Origin of the sequence: Agromyces sp. NPDC056965, assembly GCF_042673425.1 — a bacterium.
In the GTDB taxonomy this organism is placed as follows: domain Bacteria; phylum Actinomycetota; class Actinomycetes; order Actinomycetales; family Microbacteriaceae; genus Agromyces.
In genome coordinates, this window is sequence record NZ_JBHURI010000068.1 from 1 (window position 1) to 22,598 (window position 22,598).

Genomic DNA, 22,598 nt, shown 5'->3' on the forward strand with positions numbered 1-22,598 from the left:
CGGCCGGCGAGTGCCGGTCGGGCGCGAACGGTTCAGCGCGAACGGGTCAGGGAGCGACCGCGATCGAGAAGATGTGCATCGAGCCGTTCGTCGGCAGTACGACGAAGTCGACCGTCTTGCCGGCCGTCAGCGGCACCGAGTGCGCGAACATGCGGTACTGGTAGGCGGCATCGCCGTATCCGCTCGGCCGGTTCCGGCCGTTCGTCGAGATGGCGAGTTCGGCGCCGTGCGCGTTCTCGTCGTGGAACGACCAGTTCGGGAATCCGATCGCTCCCGAGCTCGTGGTGCCGTCGGTGTAGAAGACGGTCGCCGTGCCGGTCGCACTGGTGCTGGAACCGGAGCCGAGGAAGACGAGACGCTGCCCCTGCCCGCCGATGCGGAGCGCCTGCCCGGCCGCGGTGACGTTGTCGGCGGTTCCCGGCTCGGAGGCGGGCATCAGCAGCGTGGCTCCGAGGGCCTCGATCGCCGCGCCCGGGCCGGCTCCGGCCGCCGCGAGCTGCTCCGCCGAGAACGTGTTGCCCTCGTTGTCGAAGCTTCCCGCCGTCGGCTGCGACGCGGTCGTGATGGCGACGCTGTTGAACAGTGCGGCGAGCGAATCCGTGGGCGGCGTGGTCGGCATCGCCCGCACTCCGGTCGCGCTGCCCGCTCCGTCGCCGCCATTGTAGCTGACGGTGGCGGTGAAGATGCGAAGGGCGAACCCGGGGCGCTTCTCGGGGACGCGAACCTGGAAGGTCGCGGTCTGGTCGCGGCCCGACTTGATCGCGTCGAGCTTCTGGCTCGACGGCACGACCTGCCAGCCGACCGGTCCGGCGAAGGAGACGACGACCGAGCTCATCTTCGCCGACGAGTCGTTCGACACGGTGACCTCGACCGTTGCGATGGCCGGGCCGTCGAGGCCGACCTCGGGAACGGCGACGGTGATCTCGGGAGCCGGCTCGGCCGCGTCGGATGCCTCGGGCGCGGTGTCGGGCGCCTTCGACTTCTCCGGCGCGGGTGCGGCCGTCTCGGGCGCCTCGGATGCCGGCGCCTCCGTCTCGGGCGCCTCGGTCTCGGGCGCGCTGTCGTCGGGTGCCTCGGACGCCGGGGCATCCGTTGCCGGCGCCTCGGTCTCAGGGGCCTCGGTGGACGCAGGCGACTGCGACGTGGCGGGCGACTCCTCGGCGAACGCGCCGTATGCGGCCGATGTCGACCAGGTGGACGCGGCGAGCACGAACACGCCGGCGATCGCGGCCTTGCGAAGGAACTTCATGGACATGGTTTTCCTCTCAGCTGATCGGTCGGACGACGGCGGGCATGGCGGATCGTACGGAGTCGAGCCCGAGGCGCAGCTTCTTCCACTCACCGCGCGTGAAGTCGGGCACCTCGACGGGCTTGCCGCCCTTCTCGAGCGACTTCACGCTGAGCGGCACGGGCGCGCACCAGGCGGCGGAGTCGTAGACGTCGATGTCGGGCACGAGGCCGGCGCGCATCTGCTGCACGATGCGCCACTGCAGGATGTAGTCCATGCCGCCGTGGCCGCCACCGGCGGCCGGACCTTCGAGGTCCTTCCAGAGCCAGTGGTCGAACTCCGTGCGCATCGCGCTCGCTCCGCGCCAGGTGTCGCCGCCGTGGTACGGCTCCGCGTAGATGCGCGCACCCGTCGAATCGGCGCCGACGTAGTCCTCGAAGATGCCGCGGCTGCCCTCGAGCGTGTTGATGCGGCTGTACGGGCGGGGCTGGCTCACGTTGTGCTCGGCCCGGATCGTGCGGCCGTTCGCCGTCGTGATCATGCAGGTGACGAGGTCGCCGTTGATGTACTCCTCCTTCCACGAGCGGTGGTCGCGCGGCACGAAGCGCTCGCGGTAGTCGGCGAGGCCGCGCGCCGCCGTCGCCGTCGCCGTCAGCGTGTCGAGGCGGTCGCCCCGGTTGATGTCCATGGTGGCGGCGATGGGTGCGAGTCCGTGCATGGGGTAGAAGCTCGCGGTGCTGCGGGTGTGCCAGAGACGGCGCCAGTCGTCGGTGTAGTAGCCGTCGGCGAACAGCAGGGAGCGGAGGTCGTGCAGGTACCCGCCATGGCCGCTCGTCACGTCGCCGAAGACGCCCTCGTGCGCCATCTTGAGCATCGCGAGCTCGTTGCGTCCGTACGAGCAGTTCTCGGCGAGGAACAGGTGCTTGCGCGTGCGCTCCGAGGTGTCGACGAGGTCCCAGAGCTCGTCGAGCTCGGTCGCGATCGGCAGCTCGATCGCCGCGTGGGCTCCGGCGAGCAGGGCCGCCTTGCCGTGCGCGTGATGGAACTCCCACGGCGTCGCGATGTAGACCAGGTCGAGCTCTTCGGTGTCGAGCATCTTCTGGAACGACCCGTCGCCGCCGCCGTACTCGCGCGGACGTGCCTTGCCCTTGCCGGCGACCCGATCGGCTGCCCGCTTCGCCCGGTCGGCCCGGATGTCGCAGACCGCCGTGACGGCGGTGCCGGGCACGTCGACCCAGCCGTCGAGCATGCCCATGCCGCGGTTGCCGAGGCCGATGAGGCCGATCTTGACGACGTCGACGGCTTCGAACGGCTGGTCGGCCATCGACGTGGCCCCGCCCTTGCGGGAGGGGATGATCGCCGCATTGGCGACCGAGGGAACGACGGCGGTGACGGCGACGCCGGCGAGGATTCCGCCGAGGAGGTTCCGCCGGCTGAAGCCGTATGCCCCCGAGTCCCGATCAGCGGTGATCGGTTCCTCGGTAGGGCGAGGGATGGTGAGAAAACGCGTCATGACACTCTCCAGGTCGGTCAGGGAATGCTCGGTGATGCTCGGTATCCCATACCCTGCTGGCCTGATCGTTACGTGTCAAGAGTTGATTGAACATTGGTGTTTTCGATCACAATTGATCACATTGAGTGCTCGGAGCGGGAGAATGTCAGGGCGCTCCGCCGAGTAAATACAGCGCGACGGCGCGCGGAAATCCGCATTGATCTGCGGGGGAGTCGGTGGAAACGGGAACGGATCTCGAGGCGTCCTCGTGAGCGGATCCTGCTCGTTCGGCGTCGGCGGTCGTGCTGCGGCGACGGTTCGATCAGGAGCGCGCGGTGTCGGCGCTCGCCGCGGCGATGCACGCCTCGAGCGCGACCCACGCGAGCATCGCGCACTTCACCCGCATGACGTACTTCGAGACGCCGTGGAAGGCGATCGCGTCGCCGAGGAGCTCTTCATCGGCCTCGCCGGCGCCCTGCGAGCGCATCATCGTGCGGAATCCGTCGATGAGTTCGCGCACCCTGCCGAGGTCGGCGCCGGCCGCGAGCTCGGTGAGCGCGGAGGCCGAGGCCATCGAGATGCTGCAGCCGTCGCCGGTCCAGCCGATCGCTTCGAGCACGGTGCCGGATGCGTCGAGGCGGACGCCCATCGTGATCTCGTCGCCGCACGTGGGGTTCAGCTCGTGGTGCGTCGCGTGCGGCTCGGCGAGTTCGCCGTCACCGAGGCGTCGACGCGAGTGGTCGAGGATGAGCTCCTGGTACAAACCAGACAGGTCGCTCATGCGTCGACCCCGAAGAAGCCGCGGACCTCGGCGAGCGCGGCAGCGAAGCGATGCACCTCATCGGCCGTCGTGTAGACGTAGGCGCTCGCCCGGGTGGTGGCGCGCAGTCCGAGCCGGCGGTGCAGGGGCTGGGCGCAGTGGTGGCCCACGCGCACGGCGATGCCCTGCGAGTCGAGGAACTGGCCGACGTCGTGTGCGTGCACGCCCGGCACGTCGACGCTCGCGAGCGCCGCGCGCGGACTGCCCGGGGGAGGGCCGACGAGCCGCACGCCCGCGACGCGGGAGGTCTCCTCGACGAGGAGCTCGGCGAGCGCCGTCTCGTGGGCATGCACGTTGTGCATGCCGAGCCCGTCGAGGTAGCGCACGGCCTCGGCGAGGGCGACGGCCTGCGAGACCGGTTGCGTGCCGGCCTCGAAGCGCTGGGGGGCGGGCAGGAACGACGCCGACTCCATCGTCACCGTGGTGATCGTCGAGCCGCCGGTGCGGGCGGGCGGCAGGGCGTCGAGCAGGTGCTCCCGGCCGTACAGCACGCCGATGCCGGTCGGGCCGAGCATCTTGTGCGCCGAGAAGGCGGCGAAGTCGACGCCGAGTTCGGCGAAGTCGACGGGCCGGTGCGGCACCGACTGGCAGGCGTCGAGCATGACGAGCGCGCCGTGGCGGTGGGCGAGTTCGACGACCTCCGCTGCTGGGGCGAGGAACCCGGTGACGTTCGACACGTGCCCGAATGCGACGAGGCGGGTGCGGGGGCCGATGACGGATGCCGCGTCGTCGATCGACCACGTGCCGTCGTCGTTCACGGGGATCCAGCGCAGCGTCGCACCGGTCTTCGCCGCGAGGCGCTGCCACGGGATGAGGTCGGCGTGATGCTCGGCCTCGGTCACGACGATCTCGTCGCCCGCCCCGAGCCGGAAGACCTCGGCTTCGGATCCGCCGAGGCCGGCCGAGGCATCCGCCATGCCGAGGGCGACCATGTTGATCGCGTCGGTCGCGTTCGACGCCCACACGATCTCGCGACTGCCGGCGCCGACGAAGCGGGCGACCGTCTCGCGCGCCGATTCGAACGCGGTCGTCGAGGTGCCGACGAGCGTCGATGCGCCGCGGTGCACGGCGGCGTTCGCGTGCTCGAGGAAGGCCCGCTCGGCGTCGAGCACCGCGAGCGGTCGCTGCGCGGTCGCACCGGAGTCGAGATAGGCGAGCGGATGCCCGTTCAGCTCCTGGTCGAGGTACGGGAAGTCGCGACGGAGCGCCGTCGGCAGCAGGCCGTCGATGGTCGTCGTTCGATCGAGGGTCACTGTTCCTCCCAGCGGCCGGCGCGGGTGAAGCCGGCACCCTTCCAGTCTGACGCAGTTTCGATCGGTGATCGCCGTGAGACGGTCATCCGTCATCTGCCGCGGTCGAACTGTGTTCGACGTGCCATGTCGGGATACCGTTTCGGTATGCCACGGAGCGTGAGTGAGCGCGGCGACCGCGATGACGAGGTCGACCTGCTGATCGATGCCTGGTCGCATCGGCTGCCCGGCGTCGACCTCACCCCGCTCGACGTCATGTCGCGTCTGCGGCGCGTGGCGAACCGCCTCGGGCGCCTGCGGGCGAGCGCGTTCAGCGGCGCGGGGCTCGCGGTCTGGGAGTTCGACGTGCTCGCCGCGCTCCGCCGCGAGGAGCCGCCGCACGAGTTCAGCCCGGCGCAGCTCATCGAGGCGACCATGATCGGCAGTGCGGCGATGACGAACCGGCTCGACAACCTCACGCGTCGCGGCCTCGTCGAACGCCGGCCGAACCCGCGCGACGGGCGGAGCGTGCTCGTGCGACTCACCGACGAGGGCGCGACGCGCGTCGATGCCGCGATGCGCACCCTCGCCGAGCGCGAGGCCGAAGAGCTCCGCGGGCTCAGTCGCGAGGAGCAGGCGACCCTCGCCGCCCTCCTGCGGCGGCTCGCGCAGGACGCCGAGTGAGGGCGCCGGATGCCGCGGCATCCGGCCCCGCTCGTATGAGAGGTTGAGTGCATGCAGTTCGCGACCTTCGAAGCCGGCGGTTCCACGCTCTCACTGCGCCGCGCGCAGCGAGACGACCTCACGGGCCTCGTCGCGCTGATCGCCGCCGATTCGCTCCGCGCCGCCGAGGAGACGCCCTCGGGTGATGGGATCGGGCCCTACGTGCGGGCCTTCGAGGCGATCGACGCCGACGCGGCCCAGACGCTGACGGTGCTCGAGTCCGCCGACGGGCGAGTGGTCGGCACCATGCAGCTCTCGGTGATCCCGGGACTCGCGCGACGCGGAGCGACGCGCATGCAGATCGAGGCCGTTCGCGTCTCCGAGGAGCTGCGCGGCCTGGGGCTCGGTTCGGCGATGATCGAATGGGCGGTCGGCCGAGCGCGCGACGAGGGGGCGGCGCTCGTGCAGCTGACCTCCGATGCGCGCCGCATCGATGCGCACCGCTTCTACGAGCGACTCGGCTTCGAGGCATCCCACGTGGGGTTCAAGCTCTTCCTCTGACCGCTCCGTCGGCGAATGGCACGACGTGCCTATTGTGCACGGAGTGCCCAAAGGGCATGATGGCTGCACTGTCCGCCGACGGATCGGAGCCGTGTCGAATTGACCGAGAACATGACGATCGACCTGCTCGTGGTCGGATCCGGTACCGGGCTCGCTGCCGCCCTCTCGGCGCACGAGCAGGGCGCCGACGTGCTCGTGGTCGAGAAGACCGGGTTCGTCGGCGGCTCGACGGCGCGATCGGGCGGGGCGTTCTGGATTCCCGCCAACCCGGTGCTCGACGGCCTCGGCGCGAACGATTCTCCGGAGCGGGCCCGCGAGTACCTGACCGCGGTCGTCGACGGCACGGGACCCGAAGCCCGGTGGGAGAGTTTCCTCGAGCACGGCCCCGACACCGTGCGCATGCTCGAACGCACGACGCGCATGCGGTTCACGTGGGCGGAGGGCTATTCCGACTACCACCCCGAGCTGCCCGGCGGCTCGTCCGCGGGGCGCAGCTGCGAGTGCCGCCCGTTCGACGTCGCCCGGCTCGGCACGGAGCGCACCCGGCTGCGACCCGCCGTCATGGAGGCGCCGCTGCCCATGCCGGTGACGGGCGCCGACTACAAGTGGCTGAACCTCCTGGCCAAGTCGCCGGTGCGCGGCTTCGGCGTCGCGATCAAGCGAGCGTTCCAGGGCATCGGCGGCAAGCTCATCGGGCGCGAGTACGCGGCCGGTGGGCGTGCGCTCGCCGCCGGCCTCTTCGACGGGGTCGTGCGCGCCGGGATCCCGGTGTGGACGGAGGCGAGCCTCGAACGACTCGTCACCGACCCCGACGGCGTCGTCGTCGGCGCCGTCGTGATCCGCGACGGCAGCGCGGTCGAGATCACGGCACGGCGCGGGGTGGTGCTCGCCGCGGGCGGCTTCGACCACGACCTCGAGCTGCGGCGCACCGTGCAGTCGGCGTCGCTCGGCGACTGGAGCCTCGGCAGCGACGGCAACACCGGCGACGCGATCCGCGCGGCGCAGGAGCTCGGCGCCGGCGTCGCCCTCATGGACCAGGCCTGGTGGTTCCCGGCGATCGCGCCGCTGCCCGGTGAACGGCCCGTCGTGATGCTCGCCGAGCGGTCGCTGCCCGGCTCGTTCATCGTCGACGACTCGGGCGCCCGCTTCGTCAACGAGGCCGAGGACTACATGTCGTTCGGACACGACGTGCTCGAGCGGGAGCGCGAGGGGCGACCGGTCGGCACCATGTGGCTCGTCTTCGACCAGGAGTACCGCGACAGCTACCTGCTCGGCGGCCAGGTGTTCCCGCGCATGTCACTGCCGAAAGCCTGGTACGAGCACGGCGTCGCCGTGCGCGGCGCTTCGTGGACGGAGCTCGCGGAGCGGATGGGCGTGCCGGCCGATGCGCTGGGGGAGACGGCCCGCCGCTTCAACGAACTCGCCGCGGCGGGAGTCGACGACGACTTCGGTCGAGGCGACAGCGCCTACGACCGCTACTACGGCGACCCCACGATCGCACCGAACCCGAACCTCCGACCGCTCGACGGCGATGGGCTGTACGCCGTTCGCGTCGTGCTGTCGGACCTCGGCACGTGCGGCGGCGTCACCGCCGACGCCGACGGCCGTGCGCTCGCCGAAGACGGCACGCCCATCCAGGGCCTCTACGTGATCGGCAACGCCGCGGCCAACGTGTTCGGCGAGAGCTACCCCGGCGCCGGGGCCACGATCGGCCAAGGGCTCGTGTACGGGCACATCGTCGCGAGCCATGCCATGGCGGCACGGGCGGTCGATGCGGAGCGCTGAACTCCGTCGCGCGGGGGATCCGCGAGCCGATCGCCGTCGATAGCGTCGATGTCGTGAGCGACGAACGTGCCGACCCGACCACCTCGACGACGCCCGACCCTGCGGTGCCCGCAGCGCCCGCGGTGCCGCTCGAATCGCCCGTCGAGGCGACCCGCGTGCCGTGGGCGGCGGTGGCCGTCTTCGCGGTCGTCTCGTGCGGGCTCGCGTGGGCCGTCGCCGCGCCGCTCTGGATGCGAGGACTCGGCATGACCGACTCGCTCCTGCCGGTGATCGCCGCAGCCATGATGCTCACCCCGGCGATCGCGACGGTCGCTTCGCTGCTCGTGGAGCGGCGACAGCGCGGCCGTCGCGGCGCCCGCGGCATCCTGCGCGATCTCGGCATGTGGCCGCTCCGGCCCGTCGGGCGCACGCTCGGAATGTCGGCGGCCGCCATCGTCGTGCTGCCGCTGCTGATTGCGGCGGGGCTGCTCGTCGTCGGCCTGCTCGGCCTCGCCCGCTTCGACCTCGTCGGCTTCTCGGGATTCGCCGAACAGCTCGACGCCCTGCTCCCGCCCGGCACGCCGGCCCCGCCGATCATGCTGCTCGTGGCCGTGCAGTTCGCGATGATCCCCGTCGGTGCGATCATCAACGCCCCGTTCGCCTTCGGCGAGGAGGTCGGCTGGCGCGGGTGGCTGCTGCCCGCGCTGCGGCCGCTCGGCGTCTGGCCGGCGCTCCTCGTCTCCGGAGCGTTCTGGGGGTTCTGGCACTCGCCGCTGATCCTGCTCGGCTACAACTTCGGGCTCACGGACCTCACGGGCGTGCTGCTCATGGTCGTCGCCTGCATGCTGCTCGGCACGCTGCTCGGCTGGACCCGACTGCGCACTGGCTCGGTGTGGCCGGCGGTCTTCGGGCACGGTGCGTTCAACGCCGCGGCCGGGCTCGGCGGGATCGTCATCGCGGCCGGATCTCCGGTGCCGGCCGCGTGGATCGCCGGGCCGCTCGGGCTCGTCACGTGCGCGGTCTTCGCCGCGGTCATCGCAGTGCTCGTCGCGGTCGGCCAGTTCCGAGGCGCTCGGCTCGACGCGCGCCTCGGCTGACACCGCCCGCATCGGGGGGTTCCAGCCCCGACGTCATGGGCGTCGGGGCGTCGTCGTGCGCCCTGAAGCCTCTATCGATTGGTTGCCGCCGATTATCGATTAGTGTAACGTCTCGAACGTTCCAGCCATCGCGACGCCGTGTCCGATGGATCGACGACGATCGAGCGCCGCCGATGCGGCCGCCAAACAAGGACCGGAGCACTCGCAATGAAGCGAATTCTGTCAACAGTCGTGATGGTGTGCCTGCTCGTGATGGGCGTGCAGACCGCGGCGCACGCGGCACCGACCGCCGAGGAGCCGGGCGCGACGGTGTTCGTCGCTCCCGACGGCGACGACGCGAACGACGGCACCGAGGGCCATCCGCTCGCCACGCTCGAGGGCGCGCGCGACGCGATCCGCGAGCTGAAGGAGCAGGAGGGCCTGCCGGCAGGGGGAGTGAGCGTGCTCCTGCGCGAGGGCACCTATGCCCGCACGGCCTCGTTCGAACTGGGGGAGCAGGACTCCGGTACCGCTGACGCGCCGATCACCTATCGCTCGTACCCCGGCGAGACGGCACGGCTCAGTGGCGGCCTCGAACTGGGGCGCGACGGCTTCGCTCCCGTGACCGACGACGCGGTGCTCGGTCGCATCGTCGACGAATCCGCGCGCGGCAAGGTGCTGCAGTTCGACCTCGAGGCACAGGGCATCACCGACTTCGGCGAGCTGAGCCGCCACGGCTACTGGAAGGCGAACGACGTCAGCACCGTGCCGCCGATGGAGCTGTACGTCGCCGGCGAGGGCATGACCCTCGCGCGGTGGCCCAACGCCGGAACCGTGCGCATGGACGAGATCCTCGATGTGGGCCCGAAGCAGAAGGACCCCGACCTGCAGGAGCGCGGCGGCACGTTCAGCTACACCTACGACCGGCCGCAGTACTGGGGCGCCGCCGACGACGTGTGGCTCGACGGCATCTTCGGCTACAGCTGGGAGTGGTCGTACAACAAGATCGAGTCGATCGACACCGAGGCGAAGACGATCACCCTGCGATACGGCGAGATGTCGGGCCTCATGAAGACCTGGTTCGAGGACTTCCACTTCGCACAGAACCTCCTCGAGGAGCTCGACGCACCGGGCGAGTACTACATCGACCGGGCGAGCGGCGTGCTCTACTTCATGCCGAACGCCGCCTTCGCGACGACCGACGCCGACGTGACGGCGACGATGCTGAAGGAGCCGATGATCCGTACGACGGATGCCTCGCACATCACCTTCGACGAGTTGGTGATGGAGTACGGCCGGGCCAACGCCGCGGTGATCCTCGGCGGCAGCAACGTGACCGTCTCGAACTCCGACATCCAGAACTTCTCCGACGGCGGCGTGCTCATCAACTCGCCCGGTCGCTACACGTACGATGGCATCCCCGTGAACCGCGGCGGCGTCGACCACGCCGTGCTCGATTCGCACCTGCGCCACATCGGCGGTGTGCCCGTCGTGCTCCAGGGCGGAGACAAGACGACGCTGTCACCCGGCAACAACCGCGTCGAGAACTCCCACATCCACGACTTCGCGTACTACCACAAGGCCTACAACCCGGGCGTGATGTTCGACGGCGTCGGCAACGTGGCGAGGGGCAATGAGATCCACGATGCGCCGCACCCGGGCATCATCGTGCACGGCAACGACCACCTCATCGAGGGCAACGAGATCTACGACATCTGCAAGACGTTCCAGGACCTCGGCGCCATCTACATGAACGCGGGTGCGACCCCGCAGCAGCGCGGCACCGTCATTCGCGGCAACTACTTCCACGACACGGGGGTCGGCCGGCTCGGCGTCGAGGGCATCTACCCCGACAACCTCACGATGGGGCTGACCATCGAGGACAACATCTTCGTGCGGATGGGCAACGCCGCCATCAAGAGCGGCTCGGGCGATCACATCACCTCGCGCAACAACATCTTCGTCGACGCGCACGTGCCGTACGACAACTACGAGATGTGGATGGGCGACGAGCCCGGCAACAAGGTCGACACCGCCTACATGCCGGGGTGGCTGGAGCTCTTCGAGGAGAACAACGGCTTCGTCGATACGCCGTACGGGGAGAAGTACCCCGAGCTGCTGACCTTCTTCGACGAGAACCACTACTTCCCGGCGAACAACGTCTTCGACAAGAACCTCACCTGGAATCCGACGATCGCGCGGTCATCGCAGGTCAACGAACACGGCGCCCGCGACGTGAAGAACCTCATGAACTACACCGACAACTGGGTGGCGAGTGAGGACCCGGGCTTCGTGGACTGGGAGGCCGGCGACTTCCGGCTGACCGAGGACGCCGCGGTGTTCGACCACATCCCCGGCTTCACGGCGATCCCGTTCGACGAGATCGGCACGCAGGGCAAGGTCGGCCATCCCGCTTCGCCCGACTCGATCGCCCTCGAGGCGCTCCACCTGCCGGGCGAGCAGTTCACGATCGACCTCGGCAAGACCGCGTCGTTCGTCGCAGCGGCGGTGCCGTGGAACGCCTCGAACCGCGAGGTGGGCTACGCGAGCAGCGATCCGGCGGTCGCCACCATCGACGCAGCCGGCCTGATCACCGCGCTCGCACCGGGCGAGACCACCGTCACGGTCGTCTCGACCGAGAACCCGGCCATCACCGACGAGGCGCTCGTGATCGTCGCCGACGGCGACGGGGTGATGCACTTCACCGACTTCGAGTCGGGCGGCAACGGCTGGGCGACCGACCCGAACCGCAGCATCGTCGAGGATGCCTCGGGCGACCGTGTGTACCGCATCGTCAACGGCGCGAACTCGCAGTTGCCGCGCGAATTCGGCGACTACGTGCTCGAGTACGACGTGACGACTCCGGCCGAGGTGCCGGAGGGCGCGATCCTGCTCATGTACGACCGCACCGGCACGAACCCGGGCGGCTACGTGCGCTACCGGCACTCGGCGACCGGCTCGAAGTGGACGATCTACAACGCGCAGTGGGGCACGGTGAAGGAGGTCACGCTGCCCGCCGGTGAGGGCCTGGCGCCAGCGACCGACTACGCGGTGCGCATGGCCGTGCAGGGCTCGTCGATCCAGGTCTTCGTCGACGGCGCGCTCGCGATCGAGGGAGCGAACCCGAATCCGGGGGCCTCGGGCAAGGTCGGCTTCTACGTCGAGAAGTTCGCCCGCCTCGACTTCGACGACGTGAAGTTCTCGATCGTCGCCGTGCCGGTGACCGACATCTCGTTGGATGCCGCCGAGCTCGTGCTCGAGCCCGGTGAGAACCGGAAGCTCGGCGTCACGGTGACCCCGTCGGACGCCACGAACGCGCAACTCGACTGGAGCTCCGACGCCGCCGAGGTCGCGACCGTCGACGACGCGGGCAAGATCAGCGCCCTCGCCGCCGGCACGGCGACGATCACCGCGACCTCCCGGGCCAACCCCGAGATCACCGCGACGGTGGCCGTCGAGGTGCGGGCCGTGGAGCATCCGGTCATCGACCTCGGCGACCAGCTCTCGGATGCCGCGCACTGGACCGCGAGCGAGGCCGTCGACTTCGACGAGGGCAGCATCCGCATCTCGGGCGAGGGCGTCTACGGCTACGACGGCGAGACCTTCGGCGATGGGCTCCTTCGGTTCCGGGCGTCGTTCGGCGAGTTCGAGGGCGGTTGGTACGGGTTCTCGGCGCGATCCGACCGGCCGGGCGATCCCGCCTGGGTGAACGGCAACACGGGTTACCTCGTCGTCATCAAGGAGGACCAGATCGAGTTCCAGAGTTGGAAGCCCGTGCAGACGATGATGGACGTCATCCCGAACACGGTGATCACGCCGAACACCGAGCACGAGATCGAGTTCGGCGCCGTCGCCGTGGAGGGCGGCATGCGCCTCGTGCTGCGGGTCGACGGAGCGACCGTGTGGAGCGGCCTCGACGCCGGAGCCGACAACCCGATCGCCGACGCCGGGTACCTGAACGTCTACCACTACGGCGAGGCCAACGCCCTGTCGCTGCGACCGGTCGAGGGCGACGACGGCTCGACGACGGCGCCGGGCCGCGCCACGCTGTCGAACACGAGCGGATGGGCCTACGGCCTGCACGACGGCAGCTACGAGGTCGTGATGAACCTGTGGTCGGGCACGCCCGGCACCTCGTTCCGGCTCTACGAGAACGGCCGGCTCGTGAACATCGCGAAGCCCGCGACGTCGAGGGACGTGAGCCAGACGGCACGGGTGGCCTTCACGGGCAAGCCGAACGGCACCTACGTCTACACCGGGGTGCTCGTCAACGCGACGGGCGCGACCGAGACGTCGTCGACGACCGTCACCGTGGTGCATGCCGCTCCCGGTGCGCCGGTGGTGAGCCACGACAACTGGGACCTCGACGGTGCCTTCACGGCGACCGCCGACCTGTGGTGGGGCACGAACGCGACGTCGTATCGCTTCGAGCTCGACGAGGTCGTCGTCGCCTCGGGCGAGCTCTCGGCGAAGACTCCCGCCGCCCAGCGGGCGACGGCGTCGCTCTCGGGCGTCGCGCCCGGCGACCACGCCCTCGTCGCCGTGTTCGCGAACCAGAACGGCGAGACCGCGTCGGCGCCGGTGAAGGTGACGGTGGCCGGGTGAGCGCCCCCGTCGCGGAGACCCGGGTCGGGCTCGATCGGGAACTGCCGGAGTGGTTCGCCAGGGCGAAGCTCGGCGTCTTCATCCACTGGGGCGCCTATTCGGTCCCGGCATGGGCGGAATCGGTCGTCGAGAACGGCACCGTGACCGATGCGGAGTACTTCCCGCACAACCCCTATGCGGAGTGGTACTGGAACACGATCAGCATCGAGGGCAGCCCGGCGGCGGAGCGGCACCGGCACGAGCACGGCGGGGCGCCCTACGACGACTTCCTCGACGCATGGCATGCCGAGGAGTTCGACCCAGAGGAGTGGGCGGCGCTGTTCGCGCGGGCCGGCGCCGACTACGTGATCCCGACGACCAAGCACCACGACGGGATCACCCTGTGGAACGCGCCGGGCACCGGCGAGCGGAACACCGTCGTGCGAGGCCCCGCGCGCGACCTCGTCGGCGATCTCGCCGATGCGGTCCGGCGTGCGGGCATGCGCTTCGGCGTCTACTACTCGGGCGGCGTCGACTGGCACGTGCTGCCGCCGCTGCCGCTCCTCACGCACGTCGAGCTGTACACGCTGCGGCCCAATGGCGCGGCCTACAACCGCTACGCGACCGAACACGTCAGGGACCTGATCAGGCGCTTCCGACCCGACATCCTCTGGAACGACATCGACTGGCCCGATGCCGGGAAGCTGCCGGGGCCCGACGGGCTCGACGAGCTGTTCCGGCAGTACTACGAGCAGGTGCCCGACGGCGTCGTGAACGACCGCTGGGGCGTGCAGCACGCCGACTTCCTCACGAGCGAGTACGAATCGCTGCGCGACCGCGAGACGGCGGGCAGGCCGTGGGAGCACACCCGGGGGCTGGGGCTCTCGTTCGGGTACAACCGGGCGGAGGATCCGGCGAGCACCCTCTCGGCCGACGGGCTGGCACGGCACTGGGTCGATGTCGTGGCCAGGGGCGGGCGCTTGCTCATCAACGTCGGGCCGACCGCCTCGGGCCGGATCCCCGACGCGCAGCGCGAGGCGCTCGAGGGATTCGGCGCATGGCGTGCCGCGCTCGGCGATGCGCCGGCCGAGGTCGTCGCGTGGGCGGATCCCGCGGATGCGTGCGGACCGGCCGGCGGCCCGTGGCTGCGCTTCTGGAACACGCCCGAGGCGGTGATCGTGTTCGTCGGCGATGCCGGCGCGCACGACATCGTGCTGCCGACCGGCGCTACTCTGTCGGTCGTGATCGACACCGTTGCCGAAGGCCCCGCCATCCTCTCCATCCCGAAGGAGGTGACCCGATGAGCCGGTACGTCTTCATCGGCGATTCCATCACCGATTGCGGCCGAGTCCGCGACGATCCGTCGTCGCTCGGCGACGGCTACGTGAGCCTGCTCGCCGCCGAGCTCGGCGCGCGGCCCGAGCCGGGCGAGGTCGTGAACCTCGGCATCTCGGGCGATCGCGCGGTCGACCTCGAGCGGCGATGGGGCGCGGAGCTGATTCCCTCGGCGCCCGAGGTGCTCACGGTCTTCGTCGGCGTCAATGACATGTGGCGTCGGTTCGACGCCGACGACCCGACGAGCGCCGACGCGTTCGAGCGCAGCTACCGCGCGATCCTCGCCGATGCGGTGTCGGCGTCGAACCCGCGCCTCATCCTGATGGAGCCGTTCTTCGTGCCGGTGCGCGCCGAGCAGCGCTCGTGGCTCGACGACCTCGGCCCCAAGCGCGAGGTCGTCGCGCGGCTCGGCAGCGAGTTCGACGCCGACGTCGTGCCGTTGCACGACCTCATGACGCGTGCGGCGGCCGCTGCGGCGCCGGGGGAGATCGCGCCCGACGGCGTGCATCCCACGGCGGCCGGGCATCGGCTGATCGCCGACGCATGGATTACCGCTCTCGATAGTCGATTGTCGAGTACGCTGGCACTGTGACGGACGCACTGAGCACGATCAAGGGACTCGACCGAGGCCTCCTGTCCGACCAGATCTACGACCTCATCAAGACGATGATCAAGGACACGGCGCTCGCTCCGGGCGAGCAGCTCGTCGAGTCGCAGCTGGCGCGACAGCTCCAGGTCAGCCAGGCACCCGTGCGCGACGCACTCAAGCGACTCGCGCACGAGGGCCTCGTCACCCACGTGCGGCACCAGGGCAACTTCGTCGCCGAGTACACCGACGAAGACGCCGAGCAGGCCAAGGTCGCTCGCACCGCCCTCGAGGGCCTGGCCGGGCGGCTCGCCTTCGGGCGACTCGACGCCGAGGCATCCGCTCGCCTGTCGGAGACGATCGAGGCGATGCACCGCGCCGCCGACGACCGCAACCTCACCGAGTTCCGCGAGCTCGACTTCGCGTTCCACCGATCGGTGATCGAGGCGAGCGGCAACTCCTACCTCCCGCGCATGTGGGACATCGTGGAGCCGAGCCTGCGTTCGATGCACGTGCTGGGCGACCCGAAGTTCGCCGGCGACTGGCACGTCGTCGCCGACTGGCACCGCAGCCTGCTCGACGCGCTCGAGGGCGACGACCCCGAGTACGCCGCCGAGCTGTTCCGTGCGCACGCCGCCGGGCGACTGCTGGGCGACGACGGTGAGAGCCTCGGCGCGGTTCCCGCCGGCTGACCGGCGTTCCGACGGCAGGCCCGCGAACATTCAGAGCGCGTACGCGCGCGACGCCGTTCCGCTCCAGAAGGCGGCGGCGGCCTCGTGGCCGAGCCGCGGCAGGGCCGATGCCGTCCGTGCGATGACCTCCCGGTAGGGCGCGACCCTCGCCGACATCGGCCAGTCGCTGCCGAACATGAGTCGTTCGGCGCCGAGCGCGTCGAACGCGGTCGACGCGATCACTCGCAGGCGTTCCCGATCGCGGGGGGCGTCACCGAGATGGACGCCCGAGAACTTGGCGAGCACCGCGTCGTGGGGGGCGAGCGACCGGAGCGCCGCCTGCCACGGGGCATCCGGCTCGCCGCCGCCGAGTCCGAGATGGCAGACCACGATCGTGAGCCCCGGATGCCGCGTCGCGAGTGACGGCACCGAGCCGAGCTGCTCGGGGCGGATCAGGAGCTCGAGCACCCGGCCGGAGGTCGCGAGACCCTCGGCGAGGCGGTCGAGCCCGGGCACGTCGGAGAAGTCGGCGGCGCCCTGCGGCGTCGCCACCCGGATTCCGGCGACGCGCGGTGCCGTCGCGACGGGAACGGCGTCGATCACGGGCTGCACCGCGCCGGCCCACGACTCGCCCGGTTCGTACTGGAACACGACAGCCGGCACCGCTCCGCTCGCGGCCGCGTGCCGCACGAGCCACTCCGCCTCGCCGGCCGTGTCACCCGCCTGCACCGCGACCGCCGCCTGGAGCTCGACGTCGTCGACCTCGAGCGCCGCCGCGCCGCGCTCGAGGTCGGCAGCCGTCACCTGCGCCGGCAGGCCGAGATCGGCGCGGAACCACGACAGGTGCACCCGCTCGACGTCCCAGAGGTGCACGTGCGCGTCGACGATCCGCATCGCGGTCACGCGACTCCGTCGAGGGCGTCGATCTCGGCCCACAGCTCATCGGGGATGACGGCCGCGGCGCCGGCGACGAGTTCGTGCACCTCCGCCGGCGTCCGGGCGCCGACGACGACGGCCTCGACCGGGGTGCGGCGAAGCGGGAACCGTGCGGCGACGTGGGGGAGCGCGACCCCGAACGATCGGCACACGGCCTCGATCGCCGTGGCCCGCGCGACGAGCTCGGGCGATGCCGCGTGGTAGTCGAAGTACGGGGCGGCCGCGGGATCCGCGAGGATGCCCGAGTTGTAGACGCCCGCGGCGATGATGTCGACGCCCTGCTCGCGCGCGGCGGGCAGCAGCTCCTCTTCGGCGGTGCGGTCGAGCAGCGTCAGCCGGCCCGCGACCATGACGACATCGGGTGCGGCCTCGCGCACGAAGCGGGTGAGCGGGGCGTTGCGCACCATTCCGACGCCGATCGCGCGCACCACGCCGGCCGCGCGCAGCTCTTCGAGGGCCGGCCATGCGCCGCGGAGCGCCTCGTCGACGTCGACCGGATCGTGCAGGTACAGCAGGTCGATGCGGTCGGTGCCGAGCCTCGCGAGGCTGCCCTCGAGGCTCCTCAGCACGCCGTCGCGACTCAGGTCGCCGATGGTGTCCGCTCCGGTGCCGCCGGTGCCGACCGCGACGCCGTCGGCATCGACGACCTGGCGGCCGACCTTCGTCGCGATGACGAGCCCGTCGCGATCGACCCCCGCGATCGCCCGCCCGAGCCGCAGCTCGCTGACGCCGGCACCGTAGTGCGGTGCGGTGTCGAAGAAGCGGATGCCGCGATCGAGCGCCGCTTCGACGGTGGCGTCGGCGTCGGCCTCGTGCACTGCCGTGTAGAGGTTCCCGATCGGCGCGCAGCCGAGGCCGACGGCCGTGAGCGAGCCCGCCCCGGGCGTCAGAGGCCGGCGACTCGGGTGGAACGCCACGCCTCGTACTCCTCACGCGTGTCGGGGGTCAGGGGGTAGTAGTCGCTGAGCCGCGCGCCCTGGTCGAGCCGTTCGCGGCTGAAGACCTCCCACTCCTCGTGGTCCTGCGCGGCGGTGATGACGTCGTCGGCCATGCCCTGCGGTACGACGACCGGGCCGTCGTCATCGGCCACCACGATGTCGCCGGGCAGGCAGAGCGCCCCGCCCACGGCGACGGGCACGTCGTAGGCCCAGGGGAACAGCTCCGACTGCGACGCGTAGTGCGGGGTGGTGCCCGTCGACCACACGGGGATGCCGAGGTCGCGGATGCGATCGGCGTCGCGGATGCGCCCGTCGACGACGATGCCGGCGCCGCCCTTGCGCTTGAAGTACCGGGCGAGGATGTCGCCGATGCATCCGGAGAACCGACTGCCGTAGGCCTGGATGACGAGCACGTCGCCCGGCTGCACGGTCTCGAGCACGGCCCAGAGCGCGGTGTGGCGTTCGACGTACTCCTGGCCGAGGCCCGATGCGAGGTCTTCGCGCTGCGGCATGAACTGCAGGGTGAGCGCCGACCCGACGACGCGCTGGCCGGGGGTCAACGGTCGCGGACCCTCGACGAACGAGTGGGTGATGCCGAGCCCGTGCAGCTTGGCGCACGCGGTGGCCGACGAGACGCGCTGCAGCCGCTCGAGCTCCTCGGCGCCCGGGCGGGTGAACTCACCGCCGCGCACGGGCAGGCTGATCGACGGCCGGGACAACTGGGTGACGGGATTCGACATGGTGGTTCCTCTTTCTCTGGCTTCAGGCGTCGGCGCGTGGTGGCGCGCGGTGATGTCGTGGCGGCTCGGCGGCGACGGTCGTCGTGAGCACGAGGTCGGCGCGATGCGCCGGCGGCAGTTCGACGAGCACGTGCGGAGCGTCGACGGGTTCGGTGACGACGACGGGTCGCCCCGGCCGTGAGGTGTACGCGACGGACGAGTCGGGGTGGACGCCGCCGGCCTCGCCGAGCGAGGTCGCCGAGATGATGCGTTGCTCGCCGAAGCGCGACGGCCGCACGAGCACGCGCCGAGGCTCGGTCGGCGAGAGGTTCACGAGCGTGAGCTCGATCTCGTCGCCCTCGAGCCGCGTGACCAGGGCTGCGACGTCGGGCGGCAGGCCCGGTCGGTCGCGATCGGGGTCGTCGTAGGCGACGGCGGCGAACGGCAGGCCGCCGTTGTAGAGCACCTGCGGCGTGCCGGTGATGAGCTGGCCGAGCACCTCGGTGACCACGGGGTTCACGCGCTGCCAGAAGTGGATGTGCACGGTCGCCGGGTCGGGATGCTCCGTCTCCATGAGTGCGACGCGCCGCGCGAGCTGGCCGAGCGCCATCGAGAGGGCCCGTGCCGGGTAGTCGTGGTTCTCGCCGGCGAGGAAGGCGAGCCACGGCAGCTCGTGCCCCGCCTCGGCCTTGTCCCTGAAGGGCTTCACGGTGCCGGATGCCTCGGGGTAGCCGCCCATCACGCGGCGGACGCGATCCCAGTCGCCGGGGTCGCGCGACCACCACCACAACCAGGTCGGCAGGTCGAGCGGCATGGGGCCGAAGTCGAACCAGCCATGGCGGCCGAAGCGGTGCGGCACGAGCATCGCGGGGTTCGCGGCATCCGCACCGAGGCGGCTCAGCCACCCGCCGCGCAGGCTCATCGGCGTCTCCTCGACGGATGCCGTGATCGACTGCTCGAGCACGGTGTCGAGCACCACCCGTGCGAGGTCGAGCGCCGAGTCGTCACCGCTCACGAGTGCGAGGTTGAGCGCGCCGATCAGCGCCCCCATGCCGACGGACGGCAGGCCGTGCGGCCAGGTCCAGCCGTAGTGTCCGCCGTGCCAGCGGCCGTCGTGCAGCCCGCCGACCGTGCCGTCGGGCCCCACGTTGTCGGGGATGAGCCCGCCGTTCTCGGCTGCACGGTCGATCCAACCGCGGACGTAGCGCACGACCCAGTCGCGGGAGGCCTCGTCACCGTCGTAGAGCCAGCGGTTCGCGACGAGGCTCGTGGCGGCGAGGTTGACGGCGACATCGCCGCGGGCGAGGTCCTGCATGGCCCGGCCCATCGCCACGGCGTTGCCGGGATCCTCCAGGTCGTCCCACGTCTCGATGCCGGGAAGGTACTCGAGCGGCAGGCCGTACGCGCGCATCTCGCGACGCGAGGCCGAGTACGGCCGCCATTCGGGGTCGAGCCCCTCGAGCGCTCCGAGCGCGCCGGTGTGCGGGGCCGTGATGACGTTGCCGGCCGGGTCGTAGTTGCCGTTGGCCGGGTCGGTGTAGAGCTCGGCGAACCGGCGCGCCCGATCGGCGAACTCCTCGTCGGCGGGATCCGCGGCGCAGAGCGCGTAGAAGAAGATGAGGGACTCGCCCTGGTGGAACCAGTCGTACCCGTTCTCGTACTCGTCCGTCAGCATGCCCGCCTCGGTCAGCTGCGCCGTGACACCGCGCCAGTGGTGCTTCGCGGCCGCGAGGATCTCGTCGCTGCCGCCGAGGGCGTAGAAGGCCGGCCAGTTGAAGAACGGCTCGTAGAAGTCGTCGACGCCGTCGCGGTCCTCGAATCCGCCGGTGTACCGGATCCGTCCGTCGGGCTCGCAGTAGAGCTCGGCGAACCGGCGCCAGGCGGTCTCGATCTCGGCGAAGAGGTGCCGCTCGAGCACGGCCCACGCCGGGACCTCGCGCATCGGGGTGGTCAGGATCTCCGGGGCCCTCGGGGCGGGTACCGCCTCCGTCGTCGGCTCGTTCGACGGCTCGGTCATCGACTCGCTCATCCCTTGGTCGCTCCCGCCACGAGGCCGCCGATGATGTGGCGCTGCATGATGATGAAGAAGACGATCGCCGGTGCGATCGCGAGCAGCAGCGTCGGGAAGACCGTCGTGTAGTCGGTCGAGAACTCGCCGACGGCGGCGTAGACCCCCGTCGTCACGGTGTAGATGCCCGAGCTCGGTCCGAGGATGATCTGCGGGCTCACGAAGTCGTTCCAGACGCCGATCGAGTTGAGCACCACGACGGTCGCCACGACGGGGCGCATGATCGGGAAGATGCACGACCAGAACGCGCGGATACGGCCCGCCCCGTCGAGCGAGGCCGCCTCGTCGATGTCGCGCGGCACCGTGCGCAGGTACGCGGCGAACAGGAAGATCGTGACGGGCAGGGTCGCGGCCGTCTCGAACAGGATGAATCCGGGGATCGTGTTGATGAGCCCGAGCAGGCGCAGCACGAACACCACGGGGATCAGGGTGACCTGGCCGGGGATGAAGAGGCCCGACACGAAGAGCAGCAGCAGGCCGAGGTGCCACTTCGAACGGCCACGTGCGATGACGTAGGCGACGGGTGCGGAGAGGGTGATGCAGAAGACGTTCACGAGTGCCACGAAGAGCAGCGTGATGCCGTAGGCGCCGATGACGTTGAACTTCTCGCTCGTGATCGCATCGAGCAGGTACTCGAGCGTGAACGTGTCGGGGGAGATCGACAGCGGATGCCGGATGATCTCCTCCTGCGGCTTGAACGCGCTGATCACCATGATGTAGAAGGGCACCAGCATCACGATCGCGACCGCGCTCAGCACGACCCACTTCACGACGCGGCCGGCGACCGAGCTGCGGATCTTCGTCGCCGGTGGCCTGGGAGTGCGCCGTCGGCCGAATCGGCGTCGCCCGCCGATCGCTGCGGGGTCGGCCAGCAGCAGCTCCGCTGCGGGGTTCACCGTGGTCTGCGTGGTCAGGGACATCAGTCGGTCACCTTCTTCTCGGCGCCGCGTCGGGCGAGCGTCACCGTGAGTCCGAGCACCGCCGTCGCGATGAGCAGGATCACGGATTGCGCCGCGCCGAATCCGAGGTCGGCGTTCGCGAACGAGCTCTTCAGCACTTGGTAGACGATCGTCTGCGTCGACCCGGCCGGGCCGCCGTCGGTGAGTGCGAGCACGACGTCATAGGCCTTCAGCAGGCCGACGAGCGTGAGCACGAGGTTCACCGTGAGCACCGGCGCGATGAGGGGGAACGTGACGTTGCGGAACTGCTGCCAGCGGGTGGCGCCGTCGACCGTGGCCGCCTCGTAGTACTCGGCCGGCACCGACTTGATGCCCGCGAGGAAGAGGATCATGTTGAACCCGAAGTGCGACCAGACGATGGTGAGGATCACGCTCGCCTTGGCGAACGTCACGTCGGTGAGGAAGGGCAGTGCGGGGATGCCGACCTGCGCGAGCAGGCTGTTCACCACGCCGTTCGGGGCGAGCATGGCCGACCAGAGGAAGCCGATGATGAGCGCGCTGATGATGTACGGGTAGAAGAACACCGTACGCATGATCGTGTTCGACCGCCCCGGGCCGGAGATGAGCACGGCGAGGGCGAGGCCGACGAGGTTGCAGAAGATCGTCCCGAAGAACGCGAGCACGACGGTGAAGATCGCGGCGTCGACGGTGCGCGGGTTGGTGAACGCGTGCAGGTAGTTCTCGAACCCGATGAAGTTCAGGTTCAGGCTGTAGCCGTTCCAGTCCGTGAAGCTCAGCACGAAGGCGAGGATCATCGGCACGATGAACATCGCCAGGAAGACGAGCACGGCCGGAGCGCCCATGATGAGGCCGGGCAGTCGCGCTCGCCAGGCGAGGCTCGACTTCGAGCGCGGCGCGCTCGACGCACGCAGTGCGGCGCCGGGCGCGGTGGTCACGGTGTCAGCCATCGTGGGTGAACCTCCGTCGGTGAGCGAATGGGTGGGACCCGGGCACGGCACCGGAGCGACG

Annotated in this window: 18 protein-coding genes; 8 read left to right on the forward strand and 10 right to left on the reverse strand. The window is 70.5% G+C overall.

What is annotated here, in order from left to right; translation table 11 throughout:
- Positions 1-46: 46 nt before the first annotated feature.
- The 4 genes from ACFTQE_RS15585 to ACFTQE_RS15600 all read right to left on the reverse strand — a co-directional run bounded on the left by ACFTQE_RS15585 (position 47) and on the right by ACFTQE_RS15600 (position 4,793).
- Complete coding sequence (locus tag ACFTQE_RS15585) at positions 47-1,249, reverse strand: NEW3 domain-containing protein (RefSeq protein WP_376925932.1); 1,203 nt, start codon at positions 1,247-1,249, stop codon at positions 47-49.
- A gap of 16 nt (positions 1,250-1,265) precedes the next feature.
- Complete coding sequence (locus tag ACFTQE_RS15590; RefSeq protein WP_376925933.1) at positions 1,266-2,741, reverse strand: Gfo/Idh/MocA family protein; 1,476 nt, start codon at positions 2,739-2,741, stop codon at positions 1,266-1,268.
- Positions 2,742-3,042: 301 nt separating this feature from the next.
- Entirely contained in the window at positions 3,043-3,501 is a 459-nt protein-coding gene (gene sufU / locus ACFTQE_RS15595; protein WP_376925934.1) for a Fe-S cluster assembly sulfur transfer protein SufU, read from the reverse strand.
- Positions 3,498-4,793, reverse strand: a complete 1,296-nt coding sequence (locus ACFTQE_RS15600; protein WP_376925935.1) for a SufS family cysteine desulfurase — start codon at positions 4,791-4,793, stop codon at positions 3,498-3,500. The genes sufU and ACFTQE_RS15600 overlap by 4 nt, the downstream gene beginning before the upstream one ends.
- 144 nt (positions 4,794-4,937) lie before the next feature.
- On the opposite strand from ACFTQE_RS15600, the gene ACFTQE_RS15605 reads away from it, so the two are divergent.
- The 8 genes from ACFTQE_RS15605 (at position 4,938) to ACFTQE_RS15640 (ending at position 16,030) form a co-directional block, all read left to right on the forward strand.
- Positions 4,938-5,453, forward strand: coding sequence for a MarR family winged helix-turn-helix transcriptional regulator (locus ACFTQE_RS15605; protein WP_376925936.1), 516 nt, complete (start codon positions 4,938-4,940; stop codon positions 5,451-5,453).
- A 51-nt stretch (positions 5,454-5,504) separates the two neighbouring features.
- The gene (locus ACFTQE_RS15610) at positions 5,505-5,993 is read left to right on the forward strand and encodes a GNAT family N-acetyltransferase (protein ID WP_376925937.1); all 489 of its coding nucleotides are present in this window, start codon (positions 5,505-5,507) and stop codon (positions 5,991-5,993) included.
- Positions 5,994-6,104: 111 nt separating this feature from the next.
- A complete protein-coding gene (locus ACFTQE_RS15615; protein ID WP_376925938.1) occupies positions 6,105-7,778 on the forward strand; it encodes a 3-ketosteroid-delta-1-dehydrogenase in 1,674 nt (557 codons plus the stop codon).
- A 53-nt stretch (positions 7,779-7,831) separates the two neighbouring features.
- Positions 7,832-8,854 carry a CPBP family intramembrane glutamic endopeptidase gene (locus ACFTQE_RS15620; RefSeq protein WP_376925939.1) on the forward strand — a complete coding sequence of 341 codons (1,023 nt, stop codon included), beginning with the start codon at positions 7,832-7,834 and terminating at the stop codon, positions 8,852-8,854.
- A 207-nt stretch (positions 8,855-9,061) separates the two neighbouring features.
- Entirely contained in the window at positions 9,062-13,438 is a 4,377-nt protein-coding gene (locus ACFTQE_RS15625; RefSeq protein ID WP_376925940.1) for an Ig-like domain-containing protein, read from the forward strand.
- A complete protein-coding gene (locus ACFTQE_RS15630) occupies positions 13,435-14,721 on the forward strand; it encodes an alpha-L-fucosidase (RefSeq protein WP_376925941.1) in 1,287 nt (428 codons plus the stop codon). Before ACFTQE_RS15625 ends, ACFTQE_RS15630 begins: the two co-directional genes overlap by 4 nt.
- Positions 14,718-15,344, forward strand: coding sequence for an SGNH/GDSL hydrolase family protein (locus tag ACFTQE_RS15635; protein WP_376925942.1), 627 nt, complete (start codon positions 14,718-14,720; stop codon positions 15,342-15,344). The genes ACFTQE_RS15630 and ACFTQE_RS15635 overlap by 4 nt, the downstream gene beginning before the upstream one ends.
- A complete protein-coding gene (locus ACFTQE_RS15640) occupies positions 15,341-16,030 on the forward strand; it encodes a GntR family transcriptional regulator (protein WP_376925943.1) in 690 nt (229 codons plus the stop codon). The genes ACFTQE_RS15635 and ACFTQE_RS15640 overlap by 4 nt, the downstream gene beginning before the upstream one ends.
- A gap of 30 nt (positions 16,031-16,060) precedes the next feature.
- On the opposite strand, the gene ACFTQE_RS15645 is transcribed toward ACFTQE_RS15640, so the two are convergent.
- From ACFTQE_RS15645 to ACFTQE_RS15670, 6 genes are read right to left on the reverse strand one after another with little or no spacing between them, the layout of a single operon-like run.
- Positions 16,061-16,903 (reverse strand): amidohydrolase family protein, encoded by an 843-nt coding sequence (locus tag ACFTQE_RS15645; protein WP_376925949.1) that lies wholly within the window; start codon positions 16,901-16,903, stop codon positions 16,061-16,063.
- Positions 16,904-16,908: 5 nt separating this feature from the next.
- On the reverse strand, positions 16,909-17,862 hold the full coding sequence (locus ACFTQE_RS15650) for an aldo/keto reductase (protein WP_376925944.1): 954 nt from the start codon (positions 17,860-17,862) through the stop codon (positions 16,909-16,911).
- A complete protein-coding gene (locus ACFTQE_RS15655; RefSeq protein WP_376925945.1) occupies positions 17,832-18,623 on the reverse strand; it encodes a ribonuclease activity regulator RraA in 792 nt (263 codons plus the stop codon). The genes ACFTQE_RS15650 and ACFTQE_RS15655 overlap by 31 nt, the downstream gene beginning before the upstream one ends.
- A gap of 22 nt (positions 18,624-18,645) precedes the next feature.
- Complete coding sequence (locus ACFTQE_RS15660; protein ID WP_376925946.1) at positions 18,646-20,619, reverse strand: hypothetical protein; 1,974 nt, start codon at positions 20,617-20,619, stop codon at positions 18,646-18,648.
- Positions 20,620-20,627: 8 nt separating this feature from the next.
- Positions 20,628-21,590 carry a carbohydrate ABC transporter permease gene (locus ACFTQE_RS15665; RefSeq protein ID WP_376925947.1) on the reverse strand — a complete coding sequence of 321 codons (963 nt, stop codon included), beginning with the start codon at positions 21,588-21,590 and terminating at the stop codon, positions 20,628-20,630.
- Positions 21,590-22,537 carry a carbohydrate ABC transporter permease gene (locus tag ACFTQE_RS15670; RefSeq protein WP_376925948.1) on the reverse strand — a complete coding sequence of 316 codons (948 nt, stop codon included), beginning with the start codon at positions 22,535-22,537 and terminating at the stop codon, positions 21,590-21,592. The genes ACFTQE_RS15665 and ACFTQE_RS15670 overlap by 1 nt, the downstream gene beginning before the upstream one ends.
- Positions 22,538-22,598: the final 61 nt, after the last annotated feature.

What these genes read in the sequence shown, in the direction of transcription:
- ACFTQE_RS15585 (WP_376925932.1), bottom strand. Translation starts at nt 1,249, where the DNA reads ATGAAGTTCCTTCGCAAGGCCGCGATCGCCGGCGTGTTCGTGCTCGCC.
- ACFTQE_RS15590 (WP_376925933.1), bottom strand. Translation starts at nt 2,741, where the DNA reads ATGACGCGTTTTCTCACCATCCCTCGCCCTACCGAGGAACCGATCACC.
- sufU (WP_376925934.1), bottom strand. Translation starts at nt 3,501, where the DNA reads ATGAGCGACCTGTCTGGTTTGTACCAGGAGCTCATCCTCGACCACTCG.
- ACFTQE_RS15605 (WP_376925936.1), top strand. Translation starts at nt 4,938, where the DNA reads ATGCCACGGAGCGTGAGTGAGCGCGGCGACCGCGATGACGAGGTCGAC.
- ACFTQE_RS15610 (WP_376925937.1), top strand. Translation starts at nt 5,505, where the DNA reads ATGCAGTTCGCGACCTTCGAAGCCGGCGGTTCCACGCTCTCACTGCGC.
- ACFTQE_RS15615 (WP_376925938.1), top strand. Translation starts at nt 6,105, where the DNA reads ATGACGATCGACCTGCTCGTGGTCGGATCCGGTACCGGGCTCGCTGCC.
- ACFTQE_RS15625 (WP_376925940.1), top strand. Translation starts at nt 9,062, where the DNA reads ATGAAGCGAATTCTGTCAACAGTCGTGATGGTGTGCCTGCTCGTGATG.
- ACFTQE_RS15635 (WP_376925942.1), top strand. Translation starts at nt 14,718, where the DNA reads ATGAGCCGGTACGTCTTCATCGGCGATTCCATCACCGATTGCGGCCGA.
- ACFTQE_RS15645 (WP_376925949.1), bottom strand. Translation starts at nt 16,903, where the DNA reads ATGCGGATCGTCGACGCGCACGTGCACCTCTGGGACGTCGAGCGGGTG.
- ACFTQE_RS15655 (WP_376925945.1), bottom strand. Translation starts at nt 18,623, where the DNA reads ATGTCGAATCCCGTCACCCAGTTGTCCCGGCCGTCGATCAGCCTGCCC.
- ACFTQE_RS15660 (WP_376925946.1), bottom strand. Translation starts at nt 20,619, where the DNA reads ATGACCGAGCCGTCGAACGAGCCGACGACGGAGGCGGTACCCGCCCCG.
- ACFTQE_RS15665 (WP_376925947.1), bottom strand. Translation starts at nt 21,590, where the DNA reads ATGTCCCTGACCACGCAGACCACGGTGAACCCCGCAGCGGAGCTGCTG.
- ACFTQE_RS15670 (WP_376925948.1), bottom strand. Translation starts at nt 22,537, where the DNA reads ATGGCTGACACCGTGACCACCGCGCCCGGCGCCGCACTGCGTGCGTCG.